Raw genomic sequence first — 24,613 nt, 5'->3', positions numbered from 1 at the left:
TGACTCTCATGCTTCTGGACTGCTACCTTTACTCAATTCCTCTCGCAGTATACTTACCTAATCTTTCCGAAGCATTAATATTCCTGCTGCCATTAATGAAATACCAGCCCTTTCTTTCCGATTCACCAATTCTGCTGGAGAGTGTCGTTTTTAACAAAGCAGTCCGTAAAAGCTGATTATTAAATGAATTATAGGAGATCGGAATAGTCAAAGATTGTTTATTTTTAAATACAACGTTCGTATTAGCTGAATCTGCAGGACGATGAAAATGAACATGCTCTTGTGAAATCCATATACATTGAGGATTGCTCGCTGAAGTAGTTGGAAAAAAATAAATGAAGTTTGTGGAGTCTATTGTAATAGGTGCTTTGTGGGTAATTCCAGTTAATTGTTTCGTGGCTTCTTTTCTGCCTTCATAGCTGCTTCCAAAGAAAATACAGCTTTTCTTAATAATCTCAAAGGGTTTAAATGGAGAGACAAGTTCATCCTCAAACTCCAAAATTTGCGAATAAATCTTGCTGCCATATGTGACAGGCATAATAACCATTGTATTCGGATTAATTTCATATTCCTCTATTAATGGCGGGACCATCGGCATATTCATTTTTTATACATCTCCTCAAAATAGTATTTTCTACCTAATCATACCAGATAATTACCATTAAAATTCAATATTTTCAAAATGTTACTAATTTGTTCATAATTTTAACACTAGAAAATATTTTCTTAAAATTTAAAAAAATAAGTTGAATAAAGAAGAAAAATACATATAATAGTAAAAAGCGTTGAGGTGATTTTCATGAATGAAAAATCATACACAGAGCTGATGAAAAAAAACGCAATGAAAAAGAAGAAGTTAAAAGAATCCTATGTTTTAGACCTTTACATTGACATGCTGCTTTCTGAAGTGCTGTTGACTAGCGAGAAAAAGAAGCTACTAAAAGAAATCGATCATGCTATCGATGAAGGAAACAAAAATAAGTTTAATCATTTATCCAAACAATATATTGAACTAACTAAACGATTCGGAACATAGCTACCAGAAAGCCTAAGGGTTTATCCCATAAGGTGTCAGGCATCCACTTAGTACACTATATCTAGAATCCCACTCGTTTTATTGATTCTAGATATGGTTCGTGGTGCCTGACACCTTTGCTTTTGGGACAGTCCTTTTTTTCTGAATAAAGAAAAACGAGCAGGTTCAGACTTCCCTGCTCATTTGGATCGATTCTTAATCTCATATTCTTCAAGGTAGGAAATTCTTTCAAGCATGGTCGGATGACCATATCGAAATATTTTTACAAGCAACGGCGGATTTACCTGGCTTCGTCCTGCACGGGTTAATTCCTGAAATGTTTGTATAGCTGCTTCAGTATCCTTTGTAAGCTCAATGGCATATTTATCAGCTCGGGATTCCTGATAACGGGAAACAAAATTTGAAAATGGACTTGAGATAAATAAAAGCATGGAGATAATCATTAAAAATAACGGCAATGAGCGAATATCATTAACTGCAGGAATTTTAAACACATTTCCCCATCTGCTAATAACTTGCTCCATTATCCTTGCAGCTAAGTAAAGACCTACTAAGGATAAAAGCAAATAGCCTGCTATTCCGAAATAAATATGCTTCTCTACATAATGACCCATTTCATGCGCCATGATAAATAAAATTTCATTTTCATTTAACTGATTTAAGGTTGTGTCCCAGAGTACAATTCTCGAATTCGACCCAATTCCGTTAACGTAAGCATTAAGAGCATTTGTTTTTTCTGACATATTTACTTCAAAAACATGTTCAGCAGGGATATTGGCTTTGTCTGCCAGATCCAAAATTTTAGCTTCCAGTTCTTTATTTTTTAACGGATAAAAATCATTGTATAAAGGATCAATGACAACTGGCTGTAAAAACATCATAAATAGTGTGAAGGGAATAGATATTAGCCACGCATAAAGCCACCATCTTTTTCGACTCTTATTAATGAGCCAATAAAGAACAGGTACAATGATTAACATCGTCCCATAATTAATCCAAAAATCAATGAGTTCATCTTTCATCCACCCGCCAAAGCTTTGAGTAGAAATATTATAGCTTTTAGATAAGGAATAGCTAATATAACTCAATGGCAATGTTGCGATAAAAGAAAAGAACGAAAGCCAAATTAGGTATATGGATATTTGTATAAACTTGAATTTTGAAGACTGCTCTGCCCATTTTTTGAAAGCATTCGAAAAACCAAGCAGCATAATAAATAAATAAAAAAGCCATTCAAATGGTGTAGATAGGAAAAATAATAGATCTCTAATTTTAGAATATCCTTCACTTAGCATAAGCTCTCTGCTATTCAAGAATGTTGCAGGATCTGCCCTTGATCCCTCATATTCAAATGCTAAGCTTGTATCCGCAAAATAAAATAAATACCAATAAAAGAATAATCCATATAGAAAATAGGCAATCACACCATAAAATCCTATTTTTCTTGCCATATCACTCCCCCCTTTTGTACAACCCTTCATATAGTTAGTTTAGTATAAAAATCAATATTTAGAACATTTTCTTATGTCCTATCCAAATCCCATCCTTGTATAGCTTAGACAAAAAGAGCAATAGAAAAACCGATTCTTTTATGAATCGGCTTTTTTCACACATTAAGAAATTATAAATTGCCAGCGCAGAAGATGATTCGACGTAGTTGCCAATTTTAGGAATTAAGTGTAAGTGCAACTACGCCTCTGTCTTCGCCTTTCCAAGGCTCGCCAATCGGCGAGTTTTCTTTAAATATTAGCTACATAATAAATGAATAAACAGATAAAAAGGCAATAGAACCTAGGACAACAATAATGACATTCGCTCCAAAGTAGGCAGCAATGAAAGCAACCGCTGCCCCCAATATACCAAACCAGATGTCTTCATTAATAAAAAAAATACCAGGGAAAATGAGTGCCCCTAAAGTAGCAGATGGGACATTTTTCAAAACTCCTTGTAAAAATGATGGTAATTCTTTCCCTTTAAAAAGTAAAAAAGGTAGCATTCTAGGAATATAAGTGACAAGTCCCATCCCGACTATCATCCAAACGATCTCACTTCTCACTCTTACTCCCCCTCTGCTTATTCTTTACCCCTTTCCATTAGCTCAATCATGACTGCAGAGAGAAGTGTAGCAATAACAATTGCCCAGCCAGTGGAAAAGGCATTCGTTAAGGTAAAAATTGTATTAAAGCACGCGGCTAAAGCGGCCAAAAAAACTACTTTAACACTTTTTTTCATAGTTGGTACTAATAATCCGATAAACATAGCGTAAAGGGCGATTGACATGCTTTGCTGCAAGGATTGCGGAAGGCTAGCGCCAAGTAAAAAACCAATTCCAGAACAAATTACCCAGCTCAGATAGGATATTAGATTAAGCCCAAGCATATAGCCTGTCGTAACTGTGTCATCCCGCATCGCAGCAACAGAAAAGGTTTCATCTGTAATCCCAAAGGAATAGATAGCTTTATTTACAAGTTGATCCTCTTCGCATTTTTCATTTAATGCTGCGGACATTAGAAAATGCCTAATATTCACAATAAAAGTAGTTAGAATAATTTCAAATATTCCAGTCCCAAGCGTTAGCAAGCTGAGTGAGATATACTGTGAAGCACCAGCAAAAACGATTAAGCTCATTAATACCGCTTCACCAAAAGACAGCCCTGTTGTTTTGGCAAGGAGTCCGAAGGTTAAGGCAACAGGTGCGTATCCGATTGCAATGCTTACACCTGATTGAAACCCCTTCCTAAATTCTGATTGTGTTTTATTCATTGCCAGCTCCGCCAATGATCGCACCACCCTTTTTTATAAATGGCTATATTAAACTTCCCTGTTGATTTCCGCTGCAGGCACTTAACGCTCGCGGGCGGTCCGGAAGCCTCCTCGTCGAAGAGCGCTCCTGCGGGGTCTCCCTTTGACTCGCTCTCCCGCAGGACATTGAATAATCTTCCTAGAATAAACACCGCACGAAGGAAATGCGAATGCATTTTCGAGGATCTCGCGCCTGCAGCGAGAATCAACAACAAAATAGCATTTTCAACACTAAGCTTTAACAAAGCCAAATAAATTTAAAATTCCATTCGGAAGTTTACTATAATAGATATTATGTATGTTATAATAGATTATCGATAAATCATATTATACATATGTATGCTATAGCGCACAACTATTTTGGAGGAAAAAATGGATAATATTCAAAAAAATATTGGAGAAAATTTAAGAAACATACGTAAAACAAGAGGATACAGCCTTGATGCTGCATCTGAAATTACAGGTGTAAGCAAAGCGATGCTCGGGCAAATTGAACGAGGAGAATCAAACCCTACCGTCACGACATTATGGAAAATTGCAAGCGGTCTTCAAGTTTCATTTTCTTCTTTAATAAAGGAGGAGCCATCTGATGTTCTCTTTGTAGACTTAAAGTCGATCTCACCTGTTATGGAAAGTAAAGGGGATTACCGGGTCTACCCTATTTTCCCCTTCGATCCTCGAAAAAAGTTCGAAATATATATAGTAGAGATTGAACCAGGCTGCAAGCATACGTCTGATAAGCATACTGAAGGAGTCGAAGAGTTCATAACTGTAATGACAGGATTCCTAGAGGTACACATAGGAAATCAGCAAATCCAGATTCAAACAGGAAATTCCATACGATTTTTAGCAAATAAAATGCATACCTATAAAAATATCGGATCAGATATGGTGAGATGCCAAGTTGTTATGTACTATCCATGAAAAAACTTCAAAGGGGTTGTCCCAAAAGGTGTCTGTCATCACATAATACACTATCTAGAATCTCACTCGCTTATTGATGCAGATAGTGTTCGTGGTTTCTGACGCCTTTGCTTTTGAGACAACCCCTGATTAATCGGCAAATTATTATGTTAACATCTTCGATAGTTAGATTAGTACTGCCTTATCACTGCTCATTTTTTCCCCGCGAATTCTCTGGAATTCTTCTAGCAGCTTATCCACCGATAATTTTTGTTTTTTCTCTTCATTTGCTTCGAAAATAATCTGACCTTTGTCCATCATAATAAGCCTGTTTCCAAGATCAAGTGCTTGCTGCATATTATGCGTGACCATTAAGGTTGTAAGATGATATGCTTCAACGATTTCTTTCGTAAGAGCCGTAATAAGCTCAGCTCGAGAAGGATCAAGCGCAGCAGTATGCTCATCAAGCAGGAGAATTTTCGGTTCCGTAAATGTTGCCATTAACAGCGATAATGCCTGCCTTTCTCCTCCTGACAATAAACCTACCTTTGCTTGCAGACGATTTTCTAAACCGAGATGAAGTGTTTCAAGCTTCTCTTTGAAAAAATCCCTTCTTGCTTTCGTTACCCCTCTTTTTAATCCACGGGAAGTTGTTCTTGAATAAGCAATAGCTAGATTCTCTTCAATTGTCATTGCTGGTGCAGTTCCTGCCATTGGATCCTGAAAAACACGCCCAATCAATCTTGACCTTTTAAATTCCTTCACTGTCGTAACGTCTTTTTCATCGATAATGACTTCACCTAAATCAGGGATTAATTTTCCTGAAATAAGGTTCATAAGTGTCGACTTACCCGCACCATTACTGCCAATTACGGTCATAAAATCACCTGGCTTTAAATGCAGATTCATATGCCGGAGAGCTATTTTCTCATCAGGTGTCCCTTCATTAAAGACTTTATGAATTTGTTTTAATTGCAGCAAGCTGCTCACCACTCTCGTTTGCTTTTTGTTTAGATTGAACTAATCGCCGCTTTTTTCGCTGATTTTCTCGCTGCCTTTCAACAATTTTTGGCACAACTAAAGCGCAAACAACGATAAATGCTGTTATGAGCTTCATGTCTCCTGTTTCAAGAAAATCAACCCTAAGTGCAAGTGTGACAATAAGCCGATACAAAATCGCTCCACCTATAACAGCAAAGGTGGCTCTTACGATTGTTTTCGCTCCAAAAATGGCCTCTCCGATAATGACAGAGGCTAGACCAATGACAATCATGCCGATTCCCATACCAACATCACTAAAACCGTTATATTGAGCAATAAGTGCACCAGATAGTGCGACCAGTGCATTTGAAATACCGAGACCAATAATTTTTAATAAATCAGTATCTGCCGAAAAGCTGCGAATCATTGTTTCATTATTACCTGTCGCACGAATAGCTAATCCAAAATCTGTTTTTAAGAAACTGTCAATAATGACTTTTACGACAAGAGCTAATAATAGCATGAGAATAAGGATTCCCCACGTTTTGGGCGCAAATCCAGAATCCGAAAACAAGGCATGAAGTCCATTATCAAGTCCTAGGCCTTGCCAAAATGCAGTTAATTTTGTTATTACGGTTTCTTCTGATAAAAGAGGAACATTTGACTTCCCCATAATCCTTAAATTAATTGAATACAAGGCTATCATCATTAAAATTCCAGATAATAATGGGTTAATTTTCCCCTTTGTATGAAGCAGCCCCGTGATGCAGCCTGCTGCAAATCCGCAAAATAAAGCAATAAGTGTTGCTAGAAATGGATTCATTCCTCCAACTATAAGGACAGCAGAGACTGCAGCACCTGTCACAAAGCTCCCATCTACAGTAAGATCAGGGAAATCTAGTATTCTAAATGATAAGTAGACTCCTAGTGCCATTAAGGCATAGATCGCACCTGCCTCAATTGAACCAAAGATAGCTGTGGCCATATAACTCTTCCTTTCTGACTGATGTGGAAGTAACATGTAGACTGTATTCGTAATCTTTGCAGAACAAAGATTGCAGCAGTTTACTTATTCTCCTTCATAAAACTCAGCGATTTTCTCCCACTCCTGCTTCACTTCAAGACCTTGTTCTTCAGCTGCTTTTTTATTAATGACTAGCTTTAAGCTGCTTGGAAGCTCAACAGGAATTTCAGATGCTTTTTTATTGCCTTTTAAAATCTCTGCAGCCATTTTGCCAGTTTGGTAACCAAGGTCAAAGTAATTGAAACCGCTCGCTGCAATTGCTCCGCGTTTCATTGAGTCCAGTTCACCAACAAAAAGAGGAATTTTCTTGCTATTTGCAACGGAAATGACCGATTCTAATGCTGAAACAACTGTATTATCTGTTGGAATATATATCGCATCCACACGTCCGACTAAAGATTCTGCAGCTTGTTTTACCTCAGCAGAAGTAGAGATTGTAGCTTCAACAACTTTTGCCCCCTGCTTCTTGGCAAGTTCTCTAACTTGATCTACTTGGACCTCCGAATTTTGTTCCCCTGCATTGAAAATGACACCGATATTTTTTGCTCCTATCTCTTCAGCAATAAAATTGATTGTTTTAGCTGTCCCTTCTGGGTGATTATCTGTAGTTCCAGTAATATTGTCACCTGGTTTATCAAATGCTTCCACTAAACCTGCTCCGACTGGATCGGTTACAGAAGTGAAAAGAATAGGAATCTCCTTTGTAGCATTTAGAGCACTAACAGCACTTGGTGTAGCATTAGCGAAAATAAGATCAACCTTATCACCAACAAAGTTATTAGCAATGGTTAGAGTATTATTCATATCTGCTTGTGCATTTTGAATCATATATTCAGTGTTTTCTCCGTCTTTAAATCCTTCATCCTCTAAAGCTTTAATAAAGCCTTCTGTAGCTGCGTCAAGAGATGGGTGTTCTGCAAATTGCGTTACACCTATCTTATATGTTTTCTTCGCCTCTTTATCTGAAGAATTATCTGTCCCGTTTGTATTCTCGCTTCCACAGCCACTAAGTAAAGCAATTCCTACTAAACTAGCAGCAGTTAACCACTTAATTTTCTTTATCATTTTTTCATCCCCCTTTTTTACATGAACGCTTTTATGCTTTGGCGCTTTTATTCACTAAATTATAAATCTATTAATAGACAAAATTCAAGTCTTTTTTATTATTTTCAAAAAATTTTATTAAATAAAAAAGAGAATACAGCAATTGCTGTATTCTCTATTTCCCTTTAAAATTTGGTTTTCTCTTTTCTGCAAAAGCTGAAAGTGCTTCTATTCGATCTTCTGTCGGAATAATAACTTCGTATGCTTTTCTTTCAATATGCAAACCAGTCTGTAAATCTACACTCATCCCTTGTTTAATAGCAAACTTTGCCTGCTGAAGAGCTAGCGGACCATTTGCAAGCATTTGTCCTGCTAGTTCAAAACAAGCATTTAAGAGATTTTCCCTATCTGTCACTCGATTTAATAGGCCAATGCTTAAAGCTTCCTCAGAGCTTAGACGTTTAGCTGTTAATATTAACTCTAATGCCTTTGCTTGCCCAATTAATCTTGGCAATCTTTGTGTCCCTCCAGCCCCAGGGATAATAGCAAGACTTGTTTCCGTAAGCCCCATCAATGTTCCTGAAACAGCAATCCGAAAATCGCATGATAACGCTAATTCCATACCCCCTCCAAAGGCAAATCCATTTATTGCTGCAATTGTCGGCTGTGGAAGTTGATCAATTAATGTAAAAACCTCACCGATTTTATAAATATTTCTTCTTACTTCAACTTCAGATAATGTTTTTCGTTCTTTCAAATCAGCTCCTACACTAAACGCTTTTTCACCTGAACCAGAAAATATAACAACTCGAACAGCAGGATTCGTCCGCAATTCCTCTGTTACGGCTTGAAGCTCTATAAGTGTATTATAATTAAAAGCATTCATTGCATCTGGGCGATTAATTGTAACGACTGCAATATGCTCCTTCATTTCAAGCATGATAGAACTCAAATGCCTCACTCCTTTTTGTTTACTACCTGTTCCAATTCGATATATTTCATGAAAACCCTTTCAAGAGTGAAAAAAAGCCAGACATTTTTCTGTCTGGCACAGCTAATTACTGATTTTGCAAAACTTGAGCTTTCAAAGCTCTCCTTAATATTTTCCCTGTTGTATTCTTTGGAAGTTCTTCTATAAACTCAATGGTAGATGGATTTTTATATTTCGCTAAATGCTCACTGCAATATTCGAGAAGCTGAGCTTCAGTTAAGTCAGGATTTTTCTTCACTACATAGCATTTAACCGCTTCTCCTTGATTCGGATCTGGTACACCGACAGCAGCTGCCTCAACTACATCTGGATGATCATATAATACCTCTTCTATTTCTCTAGGATATACATTATAGCCTCCAACGATAATTAATTCCTTTTTGCGATCAACTATATAAAAATAGCCTTCGTCATCCATTCTTGCCATATCACCTGTATAAAGCCAGCCATCTCTGATTGTCGCAGCCGTTTCTTCAGGCATTTTATAATATCCCTTCATCACATTAGGGCCTCGGACAATCAATTCTCCTACCTCTCCAACTGGAACCTCCTCACCAAGTTCGTCAACTACTTTATTTTCTACATTTAGGATTGAAGTTCCAATAGATCCAGGCTTTCTCGGTCTATCAAGCGGATTAAAGCATGTGACAGGTGAAGCCTCAGAAAGGCCGTATCCTTCAGAGATCATGACATTGAATTTTTTTTCAAAGCCATTTAGCAACGCTACAGGCATAGAAGCTCCGCCTGAAATACAAAGTCGAAGGGAGCTTAAGTTGCCACCGTATGCTTCTGCATACTGAAGAAGAAAATTATACATCGTTGGAACACCAGCAAAGACTGTTGCCTCATATTCATCAACCATTCGGAAAATTTCCTTAGGGCTGAATTTAGGATCAATGATAATTGTTGCACCATTCATTAGTGGTGCATTTAAAGCAACCGTTAAACAAAATACATGGAACATAGGAAGAGTTGTAATGACGCGATCATTCTCGCTCATATTCAAGTAATCACCAATATCCTTGGCATTACTATAAAGATTTTTATGTGTAAGCATTGCTCCTTTTGGTTTTCCAGTTGTACCAGAAGTGTAAAGAATAACAGCAACATCATCATGATCTAGCTCAGGACCTTTATAGCTTAAGCTTCCCGAAGCTACAACCTGTGAAAACGATTTCAACTTTGGATAAACGGATAGGCGTGTTATATCAACATCAGAGCTCTTTCCTTGGGGTGTCTCGCAAATAATATAATTCTCTACTTTTGGTAATGCAAGGTGTATTTTCTCTGCTAAAGGCAGAAGTAAATCAAGCATTACAACAGATTTCACGTCCCCATTTTTAATGATATATCCGATTTCATCAGGTGTATAAATGGGGTTTATTGGTATAACGGTTGCTCCAAGACGAAGTGCCCCATAAAGGCTGATTACAAAATGCGGAGAGTTTCCTAACAATAATGCAATATGCTCCCCTTTTTTTACCCCTAATTGTTCTAAACCAGCAGCAAATTTAGTTACAGCCCCATCAAGCTCTGCATATGTACTCATTTGGTCCATAAAATAATAAGCTGGTTTGTTTGCCATATTTTTTGCCGTTTCTTGGAGTTGTTGAGTTAAATTCATTGACCCTTCCCCCTTTTATGAATGAATGATCATTCATTTTATTGAAAAAATTAAGAGTTCGCTATGTTTTTCCGCGAAACCTTATTTTTTCTTATGCAGTCTTCTTAGCAGATCCTAAATCGAAATCCAACTTCGCTTTAGTAGACTAATAATAAAATTTTCTAAATATATTATATTGAAAGAAATTTATGAATTCAAGTAGAAAGGATAAAAAAGGTTAATTCTCCTTTTTATTAAAAGTTGAACCTTGAATATAAAATGTCGTTGGTTTCATTTTTATAAAAAAAAGAGAAGAGGACCTCTCTTCTCTGTTAAGACTATTTAATATATTCATTGCTGACTAACACATCAGAAATAATTTCTGTAGGAATGACAAACTCTACAATCCCCATAGATCCTGGAGAAACCTCATATTTATCAAAAGAAATAACTAATTTTCCATCCTTATTAATATAGAAATTCTGATCTTTTTTAATCAATTCAAATACTTCCAAATTATCCTCGATACCAGAATCAGCAACCCAGTATACTTTTTCAAAATTAGATTCCTTCATTTGCTCTCTCATTTGCTCTTGTATATTCTCGCTAATGATCTTCACATAGCTATCATCTTTAAACAACATTGGCAAGCTTAATAAGATATCGTTTTTCTTATCGATTGTATCATACTTCATGACTGTAGAAGACGAACCAACAGTATTCACAACATATCGTCCGATTGACAAAATTTGATCGTTATCCGTTTTAACCTCATAACCGCTGTCAACGCCAACATGTCCGCCACCTTCTTTTTCCAGCTCATCCATCTCAGCCTTGAATTGCTCATATAGTTCCTTTCCTTCAGTTAAATATTTTTCGTTCAGACTTTGAGCTAACTCTCCATTTTCTGAATCCGATATTGCTGGTACTTTTATATCTGCCTGGTATTTATCTTCATCAACCTTAAATTCTGTAAAAGTCAGTACTTTTACGATACTTCCAACAACAGGTACTTCTGCTAAAGAATTAGCCATAGCTGGACTAATGTTAATGCCTCCGATAAAAAGAATAGCAGCTGCAGCCGTTCCAGCCATCCATTTATAACCTCTTTTATTTTTCTTCCCTTTTTTTAATGCCCTTTCAACAACGAAATCTAGTTCATCTGGAATTGGGATATTTTTATATTCTGTTTTAAGTTCTTCTAATTTCTTGTCCATACTAATTAGCCCCCTTGATCATTTCGTCCTTCATTTCAATGCGTAATAATTTCAATGCTTTATACAGTCGTGTTTTAATCGTGTTGACATTTTCATTCAGGACTTCTGCAACTTCTTCAATTTTCAAATCTTCAAAAAATCGTAAAACAATAATGCTTTTATATTCTGGTGCTAATTGATCCAATGCCCTCTCTAAATCAACATTTTCATAATGGTCTTCTTTTCCAGAACTGATAAACTCCATCGTTTCAGCATCTACAATACTGACTCTTTTATGCTTTCTGAGAAAATCTAAGGAAGTATTAACCACTATTCTAAAAAACCAGCTTTTAAGCATATTTAAATCTTGAAGAGAATCATATGATAGAATCGCTTTTTGAATCGCATCTTGTACAATATCTAATGCATCCTCAGAATTTTTCACATAGCTGTAGGCCAGCCGATAACAATTCTCTTTGTTATCTCTTATAAATTCAGTAAATAAATCATTATCATTAAATCTGCGTTTCTTTCCCATATCGCAAAAAGGCTCCTTTATTGCTAGTAATTTGTATACACTTATAAGACGCACGATCTATAGTAAAAAGTTTTTGCTTTTTATTATTAAGCGCGTTAAGCATCCCTGTTGATTTCCGCTGCTGGCGCTTAGCGATCGCGGGCGGTCGGGAAGCCTCCTCGTCGAAGAGCACTCCTGCGGGGTCTCCCCTGGACACGCATTTCCCGCAGGACGCTGAATAATCTCCCCCGAATAAACACCGCACGAAGGAAATGCGAATGCATTTTCGAGGATCTCGCGCCTTCCACTCCAATCAACAACAAAATAGCATTTTCAACACTGAGCTTTAACACAGCCGGTGAATAAGATCTTGTCCATTAAAAAGAGCGTTCCCCGTAAGAAACGCTCTCATGAATGGTTAGTAGATTAAATTTAAAAAATCCTCTTTTGTAATATTTCCGAAATAGTGCTTAAAATTAATATCTTCTAGAGACTTTTCTATTTCAGATTTATCATAGCGCAAGCCTGTGAGTCTATTTTCAATATCACCTACATCGCCAACCCCAAAGAAGTCACCGTAAATTTTACAATTTTCAATTTTTCCTTTTTCAACTTCAAGCCGAATATCAATTTGTCCGACAGGGAAACGGTGGGAATGCTGCAAATTAAATTTTGGTGATTTCCCATAATTCCAATCCCAATTTTGGTACCTCTCTTTCGATAACTGATGGATTTTTCCCCAATCTTCCTCAGTTAGCTTATACTCTTGAACATCTTCTCCACCAAAAATACTTTTTAGAATAAGAGAACGAAACTCTTGGATTGTGATTTTTTCATGTAAGAATTCAGAAATATTCGCTACACGGCTGCGTATGGATTTAATACCTTTTGACTCAATCTTATCTTTTTTCACTCGTAAAGCCGAAACTACACTATCGATTTCAGAATCAAAAAGAAGTGTTCCATGGCTAAACATTCTTCCCTTTGTAGAAAATTGCGCATTTCCTGAAATTTTTCTTCCTTCTGCTGTTAGATCATTTCGTCCGCTTAATTCTGCATTGACTCCTAGCTTTTGCAAAGCGTGAACAACAGGTTCGGTGAATTTACGGAAATTATGAAAGCTATCCCCGTCATCCTTTGTAATAAAGCTAAAATTCAAATTGCCTAGATCATGATACACAGCGCCCCCGCCAGACAATCGTCGAACAACGTGAATGCCATTACCTTCAACATATTCCGTATTAATTTCTTCAATTGTATTTTGGTTTTTTCCAATAATTATGGATGGCTCATTTATGTAAAAAAGCAAATAAGTTTCATCAATATCTAAATTTTTTAATGCATATTCTTCAATGGCTAGGTTGATTCTTGGATCTGTTATCCCTTTGTTATCGATAAATAACATTTCATTCACTCCTTATTAAAAACACTTCATAGACAACTTTATAATCAGGATATAACACATTAATCTAGTTATTCTTTTCTACTAATGTTATAGACCACTGAAAGGAAGCTAAAGAAATAGGTCCGTTGTATACTTGTGATGCCTCTTCCTTAAGCTGTTCTATACTACCAAAATGAGGTAAATGCGTGAGGAGAAGGTGCTTCACATTCGCTTTACTTGCCAATTTTCCAGCATCAAAGCTTGTCATATGTCCCGCGCTTTTCCCATTCAGATTCCCATAAAAGTTACATTCACACACTAATAAATCTGCACCTTCGCTAAAAGGGATAAATTCCTCTTTATAGGATGTATCAGATGTATAAACGATTGATTTGCCTTCAGCTTCAATTCTCATTGCATAGCATGGAACAGGATGGTCTGTCTGTAAAAATTGTACCTCAAATGGACCGATTGTTAAAGTTTGATCAGGCTGATAAGCCATACCCTTTGTAATATTTTTATACGTTAGCTTAGAAAATTCAATTTCATCCTGTGAATGGCCGTAAATTGGCAGGCACTCCATTTCCTTTCCTAGTATTCCTTGAATAAGCCGAGCATGCTGTAATACCCCGATATCCGCAATATGGTCTGGATGATAATGAGAAACGATTACAGCATCTATTTCCTCGGGCTGTACAATTTTTTGCATTTTAGATAGCACTCCGCTTCCAAAATCAATTAATAAGTGGTATCCATTATGCTCAAGTAAATATCCAGAGCTTGCCTCATCTGGCTTTGGATATCCTCCCCAGCACCCAATAACTGTTAGTTTCATTTACCATTCCCCCTAAGAAGCTAGATCTTAACACTAATTCTAATATACCCAAAGGAGCCTATTTTTTCATTTTCTTTATTTTTGTATTGAAACAGATATTGACAAATACAATCTGTTATAATACAATAAAATCAAATAATCTTACTAATTAAACAATTAATAGGAGGCTTCAAAATGATTCAAAACATTTTAGATTTCTTTAGAAATTTACCAGCAAAACAATGTGTTGAGTGTGGGAAGCCAATTGAAGAGCAGCATGAATGCTATGGAAATAAATGTGATCATTGCTTAGGTGTAAAAGATCTTTAATACTAGATTCCTATATTAATAGAAAAACCAGCCGTAATTTTTTCGGCTGGTTTTAATATTATTCAGTGACAGCAGCAAAGCGTTTTTTATGCATTGCTGTGAAATATACAATTGTTCCAGTGATAAATATCAGCATAAAGATACCTAATATCGCTGCATTTTGCCACATAAAGCTATAGTCCCCGCTCGAAATCACTGCTTTAAATCCAGAAACAGAATAAGTCATTGGCAGGATTGCATTAAATGGCTGTAAGAAATCCGGAATTAACTCAAGTGGGAATGTTCCCGCACTTGTTGTTAATTGTAGGATTAAGATAATGATCGCGATAAAACGTCCTGGATCACCAAATACTGTAACAAAGAATTGAATTAAGGTAATAAAGGTCAGACTCGTAATAATCGCAAATAGGATAAATAAAGGTATACTTTGAACCTCTATATTTAGGCCTACAAGAAGAATAAATACCGAAATTAAAGCCTGAATGACTCCAACTCCCATTAAGATAAGGAATTTACTTGTAAACCAATTTATGCCGCTTCGCGGTACTCCTGCTGGTTCACGTAATGGGAAGACGATGGATAATAATAATGCCCCAACAAATAATCCAAGTGATAAGAAATATGGTGCAAAACCGGTTCCATAGTTTGGTACCTCATTAATTTTTTCATTATCAACTTTGACTGGGCCAGCCATCATATTAAATGTTTTATCATTCGCGTGTACGGATGATGCTTGATCAGCACCTTCAGCAAGTTTACTTGATAATTCTTCTGAACCATCATATAAAGCTGTGTTTCCATCGGCAAGTTTTCCGGCACCGTCCTTCAGCTGCCCTGTTCCATCTTTAATTGCATTCGAACCATCTTGTAATTGATCAAGTCCTCCTGCCAGTGCAGTAGTACCACTTGCTAATTTATCTGCGCCAGCCTTCGCTTCAGCGAATTTTTGTCCAAAGGTATCCATTCCTGCTTGGAACTCATTTTGTCCCTTTGTAACTTCCTGGGCTCCACTTTCAAGCTGCTGGCTCCCTTGAGCAAGTTGACTAACACCTTGCTGCAGCTGTTTCTGTCCTTCATTTAACGTACCAACATTATTGGCAAGCTCTGAACTACTATTTGCTATCTGTCCAGCAGCACCAGCAAGCTTGCTTGTTCCAGTTTTTAACTGGTTTAATGTAGCTTCTAATTCCAAGCGCTGTGGGGAATTTTCAGGAAGCTGACTGATTAAAACCTGAAGATTTTCTTGTAATTTAGAAAAACCACCGCTCACTTTTTCTGCTTCTGATTGCCATTGTTGTAAAGATGTTGATAGTGTTTTTGCTCCAGCACCAATCTGTTCTGTTCCAGAAACGATGGCTGGAATCTTTTCATTTACTTTATTTAATCCCTCTTTAGATTGAGAGATTCCCGCAGCCACTTGCTCATTGCCATCTTTTAATTGCTTAGAGGCTGTTTCTAGATTTTCATGGCCTTCTTGCAACTGACCAAGTCCATCAGCAAGCGCTTTGGAACCAGTTACTAATTCTTTAGAGCCATTATTGATTTGTCCTACACCATCACTAAATTCGATTGAACTCTTAGCTAATTTAGAAAGATTTTCATATAATGCTGAAGAACCATCCTTCAATTCAGCTGCTCCCTCATTAATCTGTGAAGCTCCATCACTGGCTTGCCCCATTCCATCAGCAAGTTCACTAACTTGATCGAACATTGTTTCGGCATATGTTTCCGTAATATTCTCAGAAAGAGATGCTTTTATTTGTTCTACAGCTGAACTGCCTATTTGAGAGAATAGGAAGTTATAGCTTTCATTCGGTACATATTTAAGCTTTAACTTTTCAGGATTTTCATCAAGAAGAGTTGTTGCATTTTCGGAAAAATTCTTTGGTATTTCTATAAGCATATAATATTTTTGTTTTTCGAGGTCCTTATAAGCTTCCTCTTTATCTACAAACTTATAATCAAAATCCTTGCTTTCCTTTAAATTATCAACAAGCTCGTCCCCAAGATGCAGCTCTTCTCCACCAACGGATGCGCCTTTATCTTCATTCACAATCGCAACTGGAAGATCTTCTAACTTGTCGTAAGGGTCCAAAAATGCCCAAAGAAACATCCCGCTATATAATACTGGAATAAAAAGAACTGCAATAATTGGAATTAGAAGCTTTTTATTCCGAAAAACAGCGAGCAATTCTTTTTTAAATAGATTGTTTTTCAATCTCGTTGCCTCCTTATATAAAATGACCATTTTGTTCATTCAGTCAATCTTTTGTAAAAAATGAGGACTATCCCTTTGATAATCCTTTAAAAATATAATGTTCAAATATACTTGCAATTTCTTCCTTCTCTAACGGCCTATGCTGTTTCTCCCAGTCAAAAATAAGAGAAATATAAAGCTTTAGCATAATAAAAGCAGTCAGCTCTGGATCACATTCTTGAATCTCATCTTTTTCAATCGCATATAAGATCAGATCCTTTAAATACTTAATGATGGCATCCTCTAATTTTGTCATAACCTCTATAACTGCAGGTGTCCCCATTTCTTTTTCCTCTTGAAAAAGCTTAATGGTTAGCTGATGCTTTTTACGAAATTCTAAAATCTTATAGAGACCTCGATGAACTTTTTCATGAAATGAAGAAGTAGAGTTAGTTGCTTCATCTGCAGCAAGCTTCATTTCATTGATAAGTGAGCTAATTATTTCATCGAAAAGCTCTTCTTTATTTTTGAAAAAGGTATAAATGGTTCCCTTTCCAACATTTGCAATCTTAGCAACTTGATCCATAGTAGTCGCCTTATAACCAAATAATGAAAAAGATTTAGTAGCTGCTTCAATGATCAATTGCCTGCGATCGATTGCCATTCTCTCACCTCAAAAAAATCATTTTGACTAAATGAACATTTTGGTCAATTTGTATGTAAAATACCTTAACATAGAAAAAAAGAAAAATCAATATCTAACAATGATATTTTTTCACTTCTATATAGTATGCATTAACTTTACTTAATAATAAAAAGCTGTCATCTGACAGCTTTTTTAGATATTAAAAATGATAAAACCTTTTCAACAGCTTCTTCACCTTGATCAATGCAATCTGGCAAACCTAAACCCTCAAAAGAACTTCCAGCAATAAATACTCCAGGAAGTTCGGAATCTAAATGGTTTTTGACCTTTTCAATCCGCTCTTTGTGGCTGACGGTATATTGTGGCATTGAATCCTTCCATCTAGAAATGATTACAAATTCAGGATCCATTGTAATATTCATTGTTTTATTAAGATCTTCAAGAACGATTTTTATCATATCATCATCTGATAAATCGACAACCGCTTTATCTCCAGGCCTTCCAACATAACAACGAATAAGTACTTTTCCTTTTGGAGTGGAATGTGGCCATTTTTTATGGGTCCATGTACAGGCGGTAATGGTATAATCACTATTTCTTGATACAACAAATCCCGTACCTTCAATATCCTTTTCAATTGCTTCTTCAGGGAAGGCAAGAGCAACTGTTGCAACAGAAGTGGATGACATCTCTTTAAATGGTTCGAAAAAATTAAATTGGGAGAAAAGCGATTGCGTTATATGATGTGGAACAGAAATAACGATACTATCAGCTTGTAGAATTTCTCCACCATTTAATTCAATCTCATATCCGTTATCCTTTTTATGAATTTTTTCAGCCTTATAGCCTTTTAAAACTGATTTTGGGTCCAAATTCATTTCAATTGCATCCACAAATGATTGAAGACCAGACTTAAATGTCAGGAAAATGCCTTTATCTTTTTTCTCTCTAGCACTTTTTGGCTGACTTGGTGTAGCTTTCTTCATACCGAGTATTAGGCTTCGATATTTTTGCTCTACCTGATAAAACTGAGGAAAGGTTGACATCAGGCTTAGCTGATCAATATCTCCTGCATAAATTCCGGAAAGAAGTGGTTCTATTAAGTTTTCAACCACTTCGTCTCCAAGTCTTCTCCTGAAAAACTTTCCAAGAGACTGGTCCTTTGCGGGATTTGAACGGGGCAATACAAAGTCTGCAGCTGCCCTCATTTTCCCTTTTACAGAAAACAATCCGGTAGTAACAAAAGGTGCCATCTGAGTTGGGATGCCCATAATGGATCCACCAGGCATTGGATGGAGACTCTCTTGTACTAATACATATGATTTACCAGCCGTATTGCTAATAAGTTCATCTTCCATTCCGACTTCCTTAGCGAGACGGGTTGCACTTAGTTTACGGGCAAGAAAAGAGTCTGGACCTCTTTCAATTACAAATCCATCCTTCACCACGGTTTGCATTTTACCCCCAAGACGGTGAGAAGCCTCAATTAGCTTGACCTCAAGAGGCAGCCCCTTTTCTCTTGCTTCCTTTTGCAAGTAGAATGCCGTTGTTAAGCCTGTAATTCCTCCCCCAATGATGACAACCTTTTGCTTTAGCTCCGACACGGTTATTCGCCTTCTTTACTTTAGTTTTCTTTATTTGGACAATTCTTTCAGAACGACAGTTGCCATCGCATCTATAAAATCCGACTGATCATTTGGCATAGGAGGACGATGGTAGCTTGCGCCTATCTCTTCCGTTACGATTTTACACTCATAATCATTGTCGTATAGTACTTCAAGATGTTCAGATACGAATCCAACAGGCGCATAAACAAATGCCTTATAACCATCTTTTTCATGCAGCTCTCTTGTTAAGTCTTGAACATCTGGTCCAAGCCATGGCTCAGGTGTATTTCCAGCACTTTGCCAACCAACTGCATAGTTTTTAACTCCTGCTTGATTTGCGATCATTTGAGCGGTTTCCTCAAGCTGATGTGGGTATGGATCTCCTAATTGCAATATTTTTTCTGGAAGACTATGAGCAGACACAATTAAAACTGCTTTTTCCTTTTCATCAACTGGCATGCTTTCAAAGGCTGCTTTTACTCGATCAGCCCAATACTTTATAAATTTTGGCTCATCGTACCAGCTTTCCACTGAATGGATGACAGGCCCTCCAAGCTTTTCAGCCTCTTCCTTTGCTCTGCCGTTATATGACTTTACACTGAAAGTGGAAAAATGAGGAGCAAGAACGATACTAACAGCCTCTTTTATTCCATCTTCATTCATTTGCTTTACGGCATCTTCAACAAACGGTTCAATATGCTTTAATCCTAGATACATTTGAAATTCAAACTCATCTTGTATGTCATTTAAATAAGCTTCAAGACTTTTAGCCTGATTCATCGTAATTTCTGCCAACGGAGATATTCCACCTATTGCTTCGTATCTTCCTCTTAAATCTTCAAGCATTTCTGGAGAAGGCTTCCTACCTCTGCGGATATGGGTGTAATATCGCTCGATGTCTTCTTCCTTGTATGGTGTTCCATAAGCCATTACTAGTAATCCCATTTTCTTTCTTGTCATGTTGTTCACCTCATATAAAACAGTTTCTAGTTTATTATTGCGTTAAAAATTCATGCTTACCTAATTAGTAAATAGGGATTACTTACTTAATTTAGAAGCGGAATATTCATGAACAAATGCCGTTAATCTTCTTAATGTATCTGGATTAACATCTGGGAATACACCATGCCCAAGGTTAAAAATGTAACCAGAGGATTCCATTCCTTGATCTAAAATAGCCTTAGCCTTTTGCTCTATTATTTCCCATGGGGCTAATAGAATAGCAGGGTCAAGATTTCCTTGAACTGCTTTCGTAATTCCTCTTTCTCTCGCCTCTTTAATAGGAAGCCTCCAGTCTAATCCAACTACGTCCAATGGAAGATCATGCCATTCCATTGCAAGATGGCTGGCACCTACTCCAAACATAATAAGTGGAACATTTTCTTCTCTTAATGAAGAAAATATTTTGTTCATCGTCGGTTTAATAAATACACGATAATCTTCAACATTTAAGGCACCAACCCATGAATCAAAAATTTGAATGGCTTTTGCTCCAGCTTTAGTTTGAGCCTTCACATATGTAATGGTCATTTCGCTTAGCTTGTCCATTAAGGCAAACCAAGCTTTCGGTTCAGCATACATAAATGCTTTTGTTTTATTGTAATTTTTTGAAGGGCCGCCTTCGATCATATAACTGGCTAATGTAAATGGTGCACCAGCAAATCCAATGAGTGGTACATTTAACTGTTCTTGGGTCAAAATTTTAATTGTGTCTAAAACATAAGGAACATCTTCCTCAGGATTAATTTCACCTAATTTTTCAACATCAGCTAATGAACGAATCGGATTAGAAATGACTGGACCAATTCCAGATTTAATATCTACGTCAACCCCAAGCGCTGGAAGCGGTGACATAATGTCCTTATATAAAATAGCGGCATCATTGTTATACTGATCCACCGGCAATTTTGTCACATAAGCACATAGTTCAGGCTGATGTGTAATTTCAAATAATGAATATTTTTCTTTTATTGCTCTATATTCTGGCTGGGAACGCCCTGCCTGACGCATATACCATACTGGTACATAGTCCGTTTTCTCTCCCTTAGCTGCTCTCAAAAATGTATCATTTATTTTTCTTTCCATTAATAATATCCACCTTTCAAGACTGTCTGCTTAACATTGTAATATATTTATAGTGTAAATTGAAATTTAGACAACTATCCATTCTTTCTAACTTTAGCTTTTTCAAAAATGATTGTATAGATAAAGAGTGCAAATGTCGGAAATTTGACGAAAATTGTTTTTCTGGCAAGGATAATTGAATTAAGAGAGAATAAAGTAAAGGATAATAAAGTGAAACTTCCATCAGTGGGGGTTTTTCGACGCACAGGACGTGTTAGTGCCGACGTTGCCACAGGACGTGGCGTTCTTAGTCGGCCTTCACCCCCCACTGATGGTTAGTTGCGGCCCACAGGAAGTGGGTCACACAGACGTTGCCACACGATGTGGCGCTTTTAGTCTGTGTTCATTTTACGGGCCTTTACGGGCAGTTGATCCCCCACTTACTCTTCTTTGCAGACGCGAATCCTTGAAGTGGGGGGCTTACTGCCCGTTAATCTGCGATAAATATACGAAAGGGTGATTAGAATGAATATTTATATGACAAGTGGAACCTTTGACTTTTTAGAAAAAATTAAGGACAAACACCCGGGCGAAACCATTATTTTGATGCAAAATAACGAGAATGCCGTATTATTACATGAAACAGAAAGGAAAACGATTTTCAGCATGCCTCGTTCATTTCAAGTGCTTGAATCTTTAGGTAATCTTGGAGAAGCTAAGTTTGTTGTCATGAATCATTTCCCGATAATAGAAGAAGATAGACCGTTATTTGAACATCGATTTAAAAATAAAGAAAAGCTATTAGAAAGACTTCCAGGCTTAATTGCTAATAGAGTTTTACGCCCTCTAAAATCGGATACATATGTCATATTAACCTTATGGAAAAATGAACAATCATTTAAAGATTGGGAGAGTTCTCTATCTTTCAAAGAATACTTTAATGAAAAAAATTCATCATCAAAACAAGCAGCTCTATTTATTGGAGCACCCTACATCAAAAAATATTTTATTCCCGAAACAAAAACTTTATAGATAGAAAAGGATGAGCTTAAAGAGCCCATCCTTTTCTATTGTCCATCATTTATTTGGGACAATATATACTCTGTTATCATTTTGGATTGCAGTCTTGCTGCAACAAAAGGCGGTAATGCTTTTCTGTTTGCTTCAATAGGAACGCCAAGCCACAAATATTGTCTGTCTATGATAATAAAAGGAAAGGGAAACGTCTCTTGAATGACTTTATCTGATTTTAAACCAGGAGGTTGTTCCGTTCCGACTAATGTTAGGCTTACTCCATTTCCTCGTCGATTTAAGGCTGAAATCCATTCTTTTGTTAAAGTTTCCCCTATTGGAAGCGATAGAATGATGGAACTCTTTGCTGAAAGAATATCTCCCATGACTATTTCGAGCTTTCTTGCATGCATCCACTGCAATCTTGGATGCTGATTCTTAATCCATTTACCTACCTCATTTGGAAGAACCATCTTATTATTCAAACGCTGATGCTTAGCAAGCATGCTCCATGTTTTGTTATTGTAGACTTTGTTTTGCACAAATGAATAATCGCATACATGTATAAACTTGCCCTTTGTTCTTGTAATCGCTACATTCAACAATCTTGCACTTTCTTTTCCAGTTAACAGCATCCCTGCCCTTTCCTGAGGATCACTATCGACCGTATCAAAAATCATGACATCACGCTCACTCCCCTGGAATCGGTGAACTGTCGCGGCAATGATACCTGCCTCCTTAAGATCTTCCCCATATATTTCTTCAAGTAATTGTTCCATTAGAATAGCCTGAGTACGGTATGGAGTTACATACCCAATTGACCTCGTACCACCAATATAAGCTTCATATATAAGCTGAAAGGATAGAAGTAGATGCCATAAATTCATTCGGGATTTTGAAAATCGATCTATCATACAATACTCACCTGCACCTGATGAGTCTAACAATACTGAAGCTTGGTTCTCGAAAGGCGTTCTTTTAGCAATGTCCCTTTTTAATTGCCATACACTTTTATGATCTCCTACTAGCGAGTGGTATATATATTTATTCGTGAAGGAAGAAATATCAGGGTGCATTCTGCGCTGCTCTTTAAGAAGAAATAAATGAGGGTGTAGCTTCCCTTCCTCAACCGATTTTGACACACCAGATTTATGGAATATATCCTCTCGAAGCCATTCATTAACAAGAGGGTGTCTTGCGGAAGCGATCGGAGGGAGTTGCTTAAAATCTCCGCATATGATTGTTCTTTTTGCAAGTGTAGCGGCAAAAGCTGCTTGTGGAATATAAGCCATGCTCGCTTCATCCACAATAACAAGATCAAATTCTTTTTCATATATAGCTGAGTCACTCGCTGCTTTCGCTAACGTCGTACCAATAACCTTAGCTTCTTTTAAAAATTCAAGTTCTTTTTGACGAATTTTATCTAAAATACTTCCAAGCTTCTTTTCTATATGCAGCAATCTTTCTGTATCTTTTTTACTGAATGAACTAGATAAATCTAATTTCAATAATCGACGTTCCTCTGTAAGACTCAACTTATCTTCTGCTAATCCGGTATGATGTTTTTCAATTAATTGCGTTGCTGTCATAAAGGGGCGATTTTTAATAGCCTCTCCTAATTGAGACCCATACCGAAGAAGCTCTCCTCTATTCTTGTATCCCTTTTTCTCTAAAAATAACGATACTTCAGACATTAAAACATCAACTGCCTGATTACTATGAGATAGAACAAGCACCCGTAAGCCCTTCATATATTTATTTGCGGCAACTCTGGCAAGTGTATAAGTCTTCCCCGTACCAGGAGGACCCCATACATATGTAACAGGATTATACTTAGAACGCAGGATGAGCTCATGGACATTCGATTTAATTTTATCCTCAGGGTGCTTAGCCTTTATGGACGGATCTAATAACACTTTTATCCTGCTTCTTTTCCGTTTGCTTCCTTTCATTTCTTCCAATCGTTGAAAAAGCTCATCGAGGAGTTCCCATGGATCATAAACTAATAAGACTTCTGATAAAGAAACGCCTAAATTCTCTTCTATCTCGATAATGACGCTTTTTCCTTCTGATGAAAGAATGCGTCCTTCCGACTTCTTGCTCCCCCATTCAATTCTCACCGAAGAACCAACCGGTATCTTTATATGAGAGACACTGTCGAAAAAATAAGTAAATGCATGATTATTGGAAAGCAGTCTTCCATTGAATAAACGGTATTTTGTACTTCCATCCTTTTTTAAATGCATAATTTCAGCTTTTAATGCCTTTTGCCAATTTTTTATATACTCGTATGTTGTTATCATCGTAAACTTCCTTTTCCTTAAAAGAAAAATGTTTAGAAAGAAAATATAGCATCTTTTTTAATAAAAATCGAATCGACCTATTAAGTCTTGTTAATGAATTGATTATTTCAAAAACAACATTAATTATTTATGGAAAAGTATGATCACAAATTCAAATCTT

Annotated in this window: 23 protein-coding genes; 4 read left to right on the top strand and 19 right to left on the bottom strand. The window is 36.8% G+C overall.

Annotation, left to right across the window (positions count from 1 at the left end; all coding sequences use genetic code 11):
• Positions 1-28: 28 nt before the first annotated feature.
• Entirely contained in the window at positions 29-604 is a 576-nt protein-coding gene (locus FSZ17_RS07850) for a competence protein ComK (RefSeq protein ID WP_057774407.1), read from the bottom strand.
• A gap of 195 nt (positions 605-799) precedes the next feature.
• Between FSZ17_RS07850 and FSZ17_RS07845 the strand changes: the two genes are divergently transcribed.
• Positions 800-1,036: an IDEAL domain-containing protein gene (locus FSZ17_RS07845; RefSeq protein WP_057774410.1), complete on the top strand. Its 237-nt coding sequence runs from the start codon at positions 800-802 to the stop codon at positions 1,034-1,036.
• A gap of 179 nt (positions 1,037-1,215) precedes the next feature.
• On the opposite strand, the gene FSZ17_RS07840 is transcribed toward FSZ17_RS07845, so the two are convergent.
• The 3 genes from FSZ17_RS07840 to FSZ17_RS07830 form a co-directional block, all read right to left on the bottom strand.
• Complete coding sequence (locus tag FSZ17_RS07840) at positions 1,216-2,487, bottom strand: M48 family metallopeptidase (protein WP_057774413.1); 1,272 nt, start codon at positions 2,485-2,487, stop codon at positions 1,216-1,218.
• Positions 2,488-2,786: 299 nt separating this feature from the next.
• Entirely contained in the window at positions 2,787-3,092 is a 306-nt protein-coding gene (locus tag FSZ17_RS07835; RefSeq protein WP_057774416.1) for an AzlD domain-containing protein, read from the bottom strand.
• A 17-nt stretch (positions 3,093-3,109) separates the two neighbouring features.
• Positions 3,110-3,814 (bottom strand): AzlC family ABC transporter permease, encoded by a 705-nt coding sequence (locus tag FSZ17_RS07830; RefSeq protein ID WP_082625325.1) that lies wholly within the window; start codon positions 3,812-3,814, stop codon positions 3,110-3,112.
• 396 nt (positions 3,815-4,210) lie between these two features.
• Here FSZ17_RS07830 and FSZ17_RS07820 point away from each other — a divergent pair, with 396 nt between their 5' ends.
• The gene (locus tag FSZ17_RS07820; RefSeq protein ID WP_057774426.1) at positions 4,211-4,762 is read left to right on the top strand and encodes a helix-turn-helix domain-containing protein; all 552 of its coding nucleotides are present in this window, start codon (positions 4,211-4,213) and stop codon (positions 4,760-4,762) included.
• 165 nt (positions 4,763-4,927) lie between these two features.
• On the opposite strand, the gene FSZ17_RS07815 is transcribed toward FSZ17_RS07820, so the two are convergent.
• From FSZ17_RS07815 to FSZ17_RS07775, 9 genes are all read right to left on the bottom strand, one after another.
• Positions 4,928-5,722 carry an ABC transporter ATP-binding protein gene (locus tag FSZ17_RS07815; protein ID WP_057774428.1) on the bottom strand — a complete coding sequence of 265 codons (795 nt, stop codon included), beginning with the start codon at positions 5,720-5,722 and terminating at the stop codon, positions 4,928-4,930.
• Positions 5,697-6,707, bottom strand: a complete 1,011-nt coding sequence (locus FSZ17_RS07810; protein ID WP_057774431.1) for an ABC transporter permease — start codon at positions 6,705-6,707, stop codon at positions 5,697-5,699. Before FSZ17_RS07810 ends, FSZ17_RS07815 begins: the two co-directional genes overlap by 26 nt.
• Positions 6,708-6,791: 84 nt before the next feature.
• Complete coding sequence (locus FSZ17_RS07805; protein WP_057774434.1) at positions 6,792-7,811, bottom strand: ABC transporter substrate-binding protein; 1,020 nt, start codon at positions 7,809-7,811, stop codon at positions 6,792-6,794.
• 154 nt (positions 7,812-7,965) lie between these two features.
• Positions 7,966-8,730, bottom strand: coding sequence for an enoyl-CoA hydratase-related protein (locus FSZ17_RS07800; protein WP_407643442.1), 765 nt, complete (start codon positions 8,728-8,730; stop codon positions 7,966-7,968).
• A gap of 118 nt (positions 8,731-8,848) precedes the next feature.
• Positions 8,849-10,405, bottom strand: a complete 1,557-nt coding sequence (locus FSZ17_RS07795; RefSeq protein WP_057774439.1) for a fatty acid--CoA ligase family protein — start codon at positions 10,403-10,405, stop codon at positions 8,849-8,851.
• A 317-nt stretch (positions 10,406-10,722) separates the two neighbouring features.
• Positions 10,723-11,601, bottom strand: a complete 879-nt coding sequence (locus tag FSZ17_RS07790; protein ID WP_057774442.1) for an anti-sigma-V factor RsiV — start codon at positions 11,599-11,601, stop codon at positions 10,723-10,725.
• Position 11,602: 1 nt separating this feature from the next.
• Positions 11,603-12,118, bottom strand: coding sequence for an RNA polymerase sigma factor SigV (locus tag FSZ17_RS07785; RefSeq protein ID WP_057774446.1), 516 nt, complete (start codon positions 12,116-12,118; stop codon positions 11,603-11,605).
• 397 nt (positions 12,119-12,515) lie between these two features.
• On the bottom strand, positions 12,516-13,502 hold the full coding sequence (locus tag FSZ17_RS07780; RefSeq protein WP_057774452.1) for a lipoate--protein ligase: 987 nt from the start codon (positions 13,500-13,502) through the stop codon (positions 12,516-12,518).
• Between the two features lie 64 nt (positions 13,503-13,566).
• Positions 13,567-14,316, bottom strand: coding sequence for an MBL fold metallo-hydrolase (locus tag FSZ17_RS07775; RefSeq protein WP_057774455.1), 750 nt, complete (start codon positions 14,314-14,316; stop codon positions 13,567-13,569).
• Between the two features lie 174 nt (positions 14,317-14,490).
• Here FSZ17_RS07775 and yhfH point away from each other — a divergent pair, with 174 nt between their 5' ends.
• Positions 14,491-14,625: a protein YhfH gene (gene yhfH / locus FSZ17_RS07770; RefSeq protein ID WP_082625326.1), complete on the top strand. Its 135-nt coding sequence runs from the start codon at positions 14,491-14,493 to the stop codon at positions 14,623-14,625.
• 58 nt (positions 14,626-14,683) lie between these two features.
• On the opposite strand, the gene FSZ17_RS07765 is transcribed toward yhfH, so the two are convergent.
• From FSZ17_RS07765 to hemE, 5 genes are all read right to left on the bottom strand, one after another.
• Positions 14,684-16,843 (bottom strand): YhgE/Pip domain-containing protein, encoded by a 2,160-nt coding sequence (locus FSZ17_RS07765; RefSeq protein ID WP_057774458.1) that lies wholly within the window; start codon positions 16,841-16,843, stop codon positions 14,684-14,686.
• Between the two features lie 67 nt (positions 16,844-16,910).
• The gene (locus FSZ17_RS07760) at positions 16,911-17,486 is read right to left on the bottom strand and encodes a TetR/AcrR family transcriptional regulator (RefSeq protein ID WP_057774461.1); all 576 of its coding nucleotides are present in this window, start codon (positions 17,484-17,486) and stop codon (positions 16,911-16,913) included.
• 158 nt (positions 17,487-17,644) lie between these two features.
• Positions 17,645-19,072: a protoporphyrinogen oxidase gene (gene hemY, locus FSZ17_RS07755; RefSeq protein ID WP_057774464.1), complete on the bottom strand. Its 1,428-nt coding sequence runs from the start codon at positions 19,070-19,072 to the stop codon at positions 17,645-17,647.
• Between the two features lie 30 nt (positions 19,073-19,102).
• Positions 19,103-20,035, bottom strand: a complete 933-nt coding sequence (gene hemH, locus FSZ17_RS07750; protein WP_057774466.1) for a ferrochelatase — start codon at positions 20,033-20,035, stop codon at positions 19,103-19,105.
• 78 nt (positions 20,036-20,113) lie between these two features.
• A complete protein-coding gene (gene hemE, locus FSZ17_RS07745) occupies positions 20,114-21,160 on the bottom strand; it encodes a uroporphyrinogen decarboxylase (protein WP_057774469.1) in 1,047 nt (348 codons plus the stop codon).
• 504 nt (positions 21,161-21,664) lie between these two features.
• On the opposite strand from hemE, the gene FSZ17_RS07740 reads away from it, so the two are divergent.
• Entirely contained in the window at positions 21,665-22,171 is a 507-nt protein-coding gene (locus tag FSZ17_RS07740; protein WP_057774479.1) for an antibiotic biosynthesis monooxygenase family protein, read from the top strand.
• Positions 22,172-22,206: 35 nt separating this feature from the next.
• Here the strand turns inward: FSZ17_RS07740 and FSZ17_RS07735 are convergent, their stop codons facing one another.
• Positions 22,207-24,453 (bottom strand): AAA domain-containing protein, encoded by a 2,247-nt coding sequence (locus FSZ17_RS07735; protein ID WP_057774482.1) that lies wholly within the window; start codon positions 24,451-24,453, stop codon positions 22,207-22,209.
• Positions 24,454-24,613: the final 160 nt, after the last annotated feature.

The sequence above is a fragment of the Cytobacillus dafuensis genome (assembly GCF_007995155.1).
Taxonomy (GTDB): Bacteria; Bacillota; Bacilli; order Bacillales; family Cytobacillaceae; genus Cytobacillus; species Cytobacillus dafuensis.
Note: the sequence above shows the minus strand (reverse complement) of the source record. Positions and strands in the feature narration are given on the sequence as shown.

Bases quoted from the DNA above. Each gene is read 5' to 3' on its own strand.
- FSZ17_RS07850 (WP_057774407.1), bottom strand. From the start codon at position 604: ATGAATATGCCGATGGTCCCGCCATTAATAGAGGAATATGAAATTAAT.
- FSZ17_RS07845 (WP_057774410.1), top strand. From the start codon at position 800: ATGAATGAAAAATCATACACAGAGCTGATGAAAAAAAACGCAATGAAA.
- FSZ17_RS07840 (WP_057774413.1), bottom strand. From the start codon at position 2,487: ATGGCAAGAAAAATAGGATTTTATGGTGTGATTGCCTATTTTCTATAT.
- FSZ17_RS07820 (WP_057774426.1), top strand. From the start codon at position 4,211: ATGGATAATATTCAAAAAAATATTGGAGAAAATTTAAGAAACATACGT.
- FSZ17_RS07810 (WP_057774431.1), bottom strand. From the start codon at position 6,707: ATGGCCACAGCTATCTTTGGTTCAATTGAGGCAGGTGCGATCTATGCC.
- FSZ17_RS07805 (WP_057774434.1), bottom strand. From the start codon at position 7,811: ATGATAAAGAAAATTAAGTGGTTAACTGCTGCTAGTTTAGTAGGAATT.
- FSZ17_RS07800 (WP_407643442.1), bottom strand. From the start codon at position 8,730: ATGCTTGAAATGAAGGAGCATATTGCAGTCGTTACAATTAATCGCCCA.
- FSZ17_RS07795 (WP_057774439.1), bottom strand. From the start codon at position 10,405: ATGAATTTAACTCAACAACTCCAAGAAACGGCAAAAAATATGGCAAAC.
- FSZ17_RS07790 (WP_057774442.1), bottom strand. From the start codon at position 11,601: ATGGACAAGAAATTAGAAGAACTTAAAACAGAATATAAAAATATCCCA.
- FSZ17_RS07785 (WP_057774446.1), bottom strand. From the start codon at position 12,118: ATGGGAAAGAAACGCAGATTTAATGATAATGATTTATTTACTGAATTT.
- FSZ17_RS07780 (WP_057774452.1), bottom strand. From the start codon at position 13,502: ATGTTATTTATCGATAACAAAGGGATAACAGATCCAAGAATCAACCTA.
- FSZ17_RS07775 (WP_057774455.1), bottom strand. From the start codon at position 14,316: ATGAAACTAACAGTTATTGGGTGCTGGGGAGGATATCCAAAGCCAGAT.
- yhfH (WP_082625326.1), top strand. From the start codon at position 14,491: ATGATTCAAAACATTTTAGATTTCTTTAGAAATTTACCAGCAAAACAA.
- FSZ17_RS07760 (WP_057774461.1), bottom strand. From the start codon at position 17,486: ATGGCAATCGATCGCAGGCAATTGATCATTGAAGCAGCTACTAAATCT.
- hemH (WP_057774466.1), bottom strand. From the start codon at position 20,035: ATGACAAGAAAGAAAATGGGATTACTAGTAATGGCTTATGGAACACCA.
- hemE (WP_057774469.1), bottom strand. From the start codon at position 21,160: ATGGAAAGAAAAATAAATGATACATTTTTGAGAGCAGCTAAGGGAGAG.
- FSZ17_RS07740 (WP_057774479.1), top strand. From the start codon at position 21,665: ATGAATATTTATATGACAAGTGGAACCTTTGACTTTTTAGAAAAAATT.
- FSZ17_RS07735 (WP_057774482.1), bottom strand. From the start codon at position 24,453: ATGATAACAACATACGAGTATATAAAAAATTGGCAAAAGGCATTAAAA.